The organism is Pedobacter sp. 01N416 (assembly GCF_056399685.1).
The window spans coordinates 1-5,663 of record NZ_JBFTRT010000311.1 but is presented as its reverse complement, the minus strand read 5'-3'; the positions used below and the strand labels follow the sequence as shown (position 1 = coordinate 5,663).

Annotated in this window: 4 protein-coding genes and 1 pseudogene; 4 read left to right on the top strand and 1 reads right to left on the bottom strand. The window is 40.3% G+C overall.

Annotated features, from left to right (window positions below; all coding sequences use genetic code 11):
* The coding region (locus tag AC1DND_RS17030) for a LytR/AlgR family response regulator transcription factor (RefSeq protein WP_477583399.1) at positions 1-620 on the bottom strand (620 nt) is incomplete at its 3' end.
* 345 nt (positions 621-965) lie between these two features.
* Between AC1DND_RS17030 and AC1DND_RS17025 the strand changes: the two genes are divergently transcribed.
* From AC1DND_RS17025 to AC1DND_RS17010, 4 genes and pseudogenes are all read left to right on the top strand, one after another.
* Positions 966-2,564: a hypothetical protein gene (locus AC1DND_RS17025; protein ID WP_477583398.1), complete on the top strand. Its 1,599-nt coding sequence runs from the start codon at positions 966-968 to the stop codon at positions 2,562-2,564.
* On the top strand, positions 2,561-3,871 hold the full coding sequence (locus AC1DND_RS17020) for a hypothetical protein (RefSeq protein ID WP_477583396.1): 1,311 nt from the start codon (positions 2,561-2,563) through the stop codon (positions 3,869-3,871). Before AC1DND_RS17025 ends, AC1DND_RS17020 begins: the two co-directional genes overlap by 4 nt.
* Positions 3,868-4,767, top strand: a complete 900-nt coding sequence (locus tag AC1DND_RS17015) for a hypothetical protein (protein ID WP_477583394.1) — start codon at positions 3,868-3,870, stop codon at positions 4,765-4,767. The genes AC1DND_RS17020 and AC1DND_RS17015 overlap by 4 nt, the downstream gene beginning before the upstream one ends.
* A pseudogene (locus tag AC1DND_RS17010) lies at positions 4,764-5,663 on the top strand (hypothetical protein); the annotation flags it as partial. The gene AC1DND_RS17015 and the pseudogene AC1DND_RS17010, both read left to right, overlap by 4 nt.

The following is a 5,663-nucleotide window of genomic DNA, read 5'->3' as shown; positions in this document are numbered from 1 at the left end:
TCTAAATAGTTTCTCGAAATAATAAAAGATCTGTGAATCTGAATAAATGAATTGTTATTCTTAAGTATTTCTTTAATTTTTGTAAGGGTTATATGCGCGACAACAGTTTTCTGAGTAGTATATATTGAAATGTAATTCTGAATACTTTCAATTGCTATAATTTCATCAAACCTGATTTTTACCAATTTTGACTTATCATTTTTACTTTTAATAAAGAAGTACTGATCATCAACTTTTTTCTTTTCCTGGATCGGGAGAATACGTCTGCTTTGTAATTTATGCAGTACTGTAGCAAAATGGCCAAGAGAGAAAGGTTTGAGGAGAAAAGCATCAGCCTCGATTTCAAATGCATCCAGTGCATATCTGGAATGGGCTGTTGTAAAAATCAGGTTTCTTGTTTTATTGCGGATAATCTTTGCTAAATCTATTCCCGAAAGGCCTGGCATTTCGATATCCATAAAAACAATATCAAGATTATCTCCTGAAATAATGTGGTTCATTGCTTTAATGGGGTCGGTAAAACTTTCTAAAAGTTCATAATCGTCAAGGGTCGTGAGATAATCACATAGTAGTTCAAGGTTTGCGGGATCGTCATCGACCGCAATACAGTTAAATTTCATATAGAGAGCACTTTAAAGTTCAAATATAATAATCTGTAGGCTACGATTGACAAAAAAAGAGGTTTCATCATACATTTTATCGTATTCGTGGTATCATAATACCACTTACGTGTAATGGAAGCGCTTAGCTATATAAAATCTCTTTTTTTTCTATCATCTTCGATCCGGAGTTCTCAAGCTCCACCACAAACAAACTAATTACTGGATAGATCGATCATTAAACGTATAAAAATGAGTCGGCCTATAGTAAATATTTTCTTATGTAATGGGTAGTAATGCACAGTCAGTTTATGTTGAATGTTGCAGTTGTTTGTACTATGGTATAAAAGCGAAAAAATAAAAATAATGATGAACCAAACCCGTTTCTGTACTTTTTCTGGCAAACAGCTTAAAAGTTTTTTGTCAATCATTTTTTTGATCCATATCCACATTTTTTGCTTTGCTCAAACCTTTGAGGCAGGTGTGCATATACCTGCAGTGGCTTACAATCCTCCGGATCGATTTAATTACTTAGGTAAAGATGTATCTCATTACGGTTTAGGTTGGTATGGCGAAGAAAATGGTGTTCCTCCCTATGCTTATTTATCAGGATTTCAGGGGATAAAACTATTTACGCAGGGTATTCCCCGCTTTCATTTGGATGGGGCAGGTAACCTTGGGCTTGGCACCATGAACGCTAATGCCAGGTTGCATGTAAATGGTACCGGTATCTTCGAGGATAATGTGAAAATACTGGCTAAATATGCTGCATGGGGCGAGGGCTTATTGATTGTAAAACCAAATGGCTGGGCAGGGTTACGCCTTGCCAAAAACGATCCCTCCAGTGGAGATTATAACGGAAACTGGGCATTGGGCTATACCGATTACTCTGGAAATGACTTTACTATAAGCAATCAGTATAACAATGTTCAATATAACGACATTTTTCATATCCGTGCAGATAACCGCTTTGTTGGGATTGGTACAGCCAACCCAACGTCAAAATTAGAGATAGCGGGCGGTGATCTCTCTGTTTCGGGGAATTTAATGGTATCAACAGGTAATATTACAGGAGGTGGGATAAAACTAGCTGATGATGGGGATATTGTTGACCTGAATGATGGGTGGGCCACTCATCGCTTTAGTAATGGCTTAAGAATTACAAATGCAAATAGTGGGGGAGATCCAGTCATCCAGCTTGCCAATAACAGTATCATTCCAAGTTATTTCAACGTAGGTAAGGTAGGTATTGGCACTGTTAATCCATTGGGTTTACTACATCTCAATGGCGCCTATGCGACAACAGATGGTGGTAATAACTATCAGTTTGCTGGTACTGGCTTAATTGTGCAGGCGAATACAGGCGGTAGAATAGCCGATAGAGGTGCACAGATAGAATTTGTTGTGCCTGCTTCGGTTGATGGAAGTAATCCCTGGGGCCAGGGAAGGATTATTACAGTAGCGGGAAATAGTAACAATGGCGATGCTACAGGCAAAATGATTTTGGGAACGCGTAGGTCATTTAGTAAAAATGGTAAACCTGTCGAATGGTTTTATGGCGATGATATTGTAATAGTGGGCAATGGCAACGTTGGTATTAATACCCTAAATCCAACAGAAAAATTAGCGGTTAACGGCAAAATCAAAGCCCTTGAAATCCGCGTTGATGCACATGATATGCCTGATTACGTTTTTGAAGAGGGGTATGAGGTTGGAACGTTGGAGGAGTTGGAAAGTTATATTAAAAAGAACAAACACCTGCCCGAAATACCGAGTGCTATTGAAGCTGAAAAGAATGGATTGGAACTGGGAGAAATGAATAAACTGCTACTCAAAAAAATTGAAGAACTCACCTTGTATATCATTGAAGAGCACAAGCTAAATGAAAAACGGGGAGACTTATTGGATGCCCAACGTTTAAAGATCACTGAATTGGAGAAAACACTAAAATCCTTTAAGAAATGAAATTCACATCTCGCATAGCTTCAATGTTTGCGCTAATGGTTGCCTTTTCACATCAGGCATATGCTCAAAACACTTTTCCAGGCTCTGGCCCTGCAGGAGTAAATACTTTAAGCCCTGCTGGTCATTTTCAGGTAAAAGGAGACTCCTGGTTTGATGCTAATGCCCGCATTCTTCTAACCAATAATGCAACAGATTATGGTCGCACTACATTTATGCTTACAGGTCGTTTTCAGGATCTGAATGATGCATGGAGCTTTGGTTCGGGTGCCAGAAATGCCATTGTATTTGCCCAGAATGAATCGGGTTCAGGGCTTAATATGGGCGCTTTAGGTGATGAAAAGTTTTCCCTTCAATTAGAAGGAAATTCTCGCTCGCTTGGTTTTCTATCGAAACAAATGGGAAATACGCCTAATATGGTGATGAGCCAAAACGGTTATATTGGTATAGGAAGTGTTAGTCCGCGTGAGAAGCTCGACATATGGGGAGGTAGGTTTTCGATAACAGGAGATGATCATAATGGTACGGCACTGATTACTACTTATAATGGTCTGGCGCTTTATTCCAACAATCAATTGTCTAATGGGCTTTCCATTAGTCCTGATGGAAATATCGGCATCGGTACTGGCACGGCATATGCAGGTGCAAGGTTACATATACATGGTGGTGCTATGGTATTGGGTAGCAATAGCATTATTCATAATACAGATGGCTATTTGAGCTTGGGGAATGTGCTGGCGAATTCTTCCCCAGTAAGTAGCGATTGGGCCAGTAAAACCACCTTACTGCTCAATGGTCAGGATTATTCTACCATCGGTTTTCATGATTCTGGATCAAGGGTAGATTTTATCCGTGTGGGCAATGGGACAATTGAGCTGGGTTATGATGGTGGGTTTGGGGCTCCTAACATCAAGTTTCCCGGTGGCATTTGGAACAGTGCGGGGAATGTTGGTATAGGAGTAAGCAATCCCACCGAAAAACTTTCGGTTAACGGTACGGTCAAGGCCCGCGAAATACGCGTAGATGGACAGGGTGCACCTGATTATGTTTTTGAAGAAACCTATCAGAAACTTTCACTTGCCGAGGTTGAAAAATACATCCGTTTGAACAAACACCTTCCTGAAGTACCTTCTGCAAAAGAATTAGAGCGTGACGGAATGGCCGTTGGTGAGATGAACAAAATCTTACTTAAGAAAATTGAAGAGCTTACCCTGCACCTGATCGAACACGAACGCAAAATGAACGAGCAGGCCGAAGTATTGGTCAGGCAGCAAAAGGAAATATCCGAACTTAAAGGAAAGATCAAATGAAACATTTATACATTTTAATCTTAGTGCTCTTTAGCGGTATGAACTTATCTGCCCAGCAGTTCAGTTTACCTGCCGATGGAAAATGGTATCTGGTGGCTAAAGTTGGTGGTTTGCATAGCGAATTTGAGTACACCTATAAACATACCACAGCACATAAGCCTTCATTGGTATCGGGTAGGATCCAGTTTATCAATTCACAGAATTTTTCTATTCAGGAGCATCATAGTATGGGCTATGCAGCATGGCTGCAACCGCAGTTTGCACTATTAAATTTTGGAGGAGAAAGCCAAATATGGGTAAAAGCGGCAATAGGTGCAGATCTGGGGGTTTTTAAAGTGAGCAACTTTTTAGCAGGCTCATTGGAACTCGGTTCTATCAGTGACGACAACTTGAATGATAACGGTGCCATAGTGACCATCTTTAATACGATAAGAGACAATGCCCATACTTATGTTGGCAACCTGAACGTGATGGATGGGAGTGTAGGTATAGGGACTGATCTGCCCGCCGAGAAACTAACAGTAAACGGAAAGATCAGGGCAAGAGAGATCAGGGTTGATGTTGATGCAATGCCTGATTATGTTTTTGCGCCAAAATATGAGCTGCTACCCTTACCTGAGCTTGAAAAATTTATACAAGTGTACAAACACCTACCTGAGGTTCCTTCGGCCAGWGARGCAGAAAAGAATGGAATTGAACTTGGTGAGATTAACAAAATTCTACTCAAAAAGATCGAAGAACTTACGCTGCATCTGATAGAAAAGAATAAAGCTTTAGCTGCACAACTGGCAGATATTAATATACTTAAAAAGAATACAACGGATCAACGTGAAATGCTTTCAGCATTACAAGAACAAGTTAAACAAATATTAGCAAGACAATCTAAAGGAAAATGAAGAAGTATTTAATTTATCTGATAATAACCTTTAGTTGTGCATGGCAATTGCGTGCACAGGCTCCGATCATTACTACAGGAGTAACCATCAAAGACGCGTACGATAATGTGCTTATTAGCAAACAGGGAGATTTTGTAAATCAGCTTATCGGTACCTATGCAGGCTGGGATCCGGAGGCAATTTTTGTTGGCGGTTACAATGCTTCTTCGGTTTACAACGCCACTTCCACCAAGAGAATTTACCTCGGTGGACCGCTATCTGGCACTTATTTTTTGGCAATGGACATTCCTTCTGGAAACCTTGGACTTAATGTCGGTAATCCACAGAGTTACTTCCACGGAGGGAACAATAAAGTTTTTGAAATATTGAACCCAAATACGGAATTCAACAGCCAGTCCCATCTCATACTCAGTAACAATTCAACTTTAAGTGGCTCATCTGCTGGGAGCATAAGCTGGGTTGCTAAAAATGCACAATTTAATAAGGGGATGGCTTATATAGGTGCTCAACTTATGGATGATGCTACCAATGATGCCCGCGCCAGGCTACTTTTTGCCACTTCTAATGGTGCGCAGCCAAATGTTAGAATGGTTATTGATCCTGTAGGGAATGTTGGGATTGGTACTTTTAATCCTGAAGATAAGCTTACTGTGAATGGGCGCATTAAGGCAAACGAAATCAGGGTGAATGGACAGCAAACGCCTGATTACGTGTTTGAACCCGACTACCAAAATCTTTCGCTATCAGAACTAGAATCATACATAAAAAAATATAAACACCTACCCGAGATTCCTTCGGCCAGTGAAGCAGAAAAGAATGGAATTGAACTGGGCGAGATGAACAAACTCTTACTCAAAAAGATCGAAGAACTCACGCTCCATCTGATTGAACAGGGC

Coding starts and splice junctions, on each gene's coding strand:
- AC1DND_RS17025 (WP_477583398.1), top strand. CDS start 966: ATGATGAACCAAACCCGTTTCTGTACTTTTTCTGGCAAACAGCTTAAA.
- AC1DND_RS17020 (WP_477583396.1), top strand. CDS start 2,561: ATGAAATTCACATCTCGCATAGCTTCAATGTTTGCGCTAATGGTTGCC.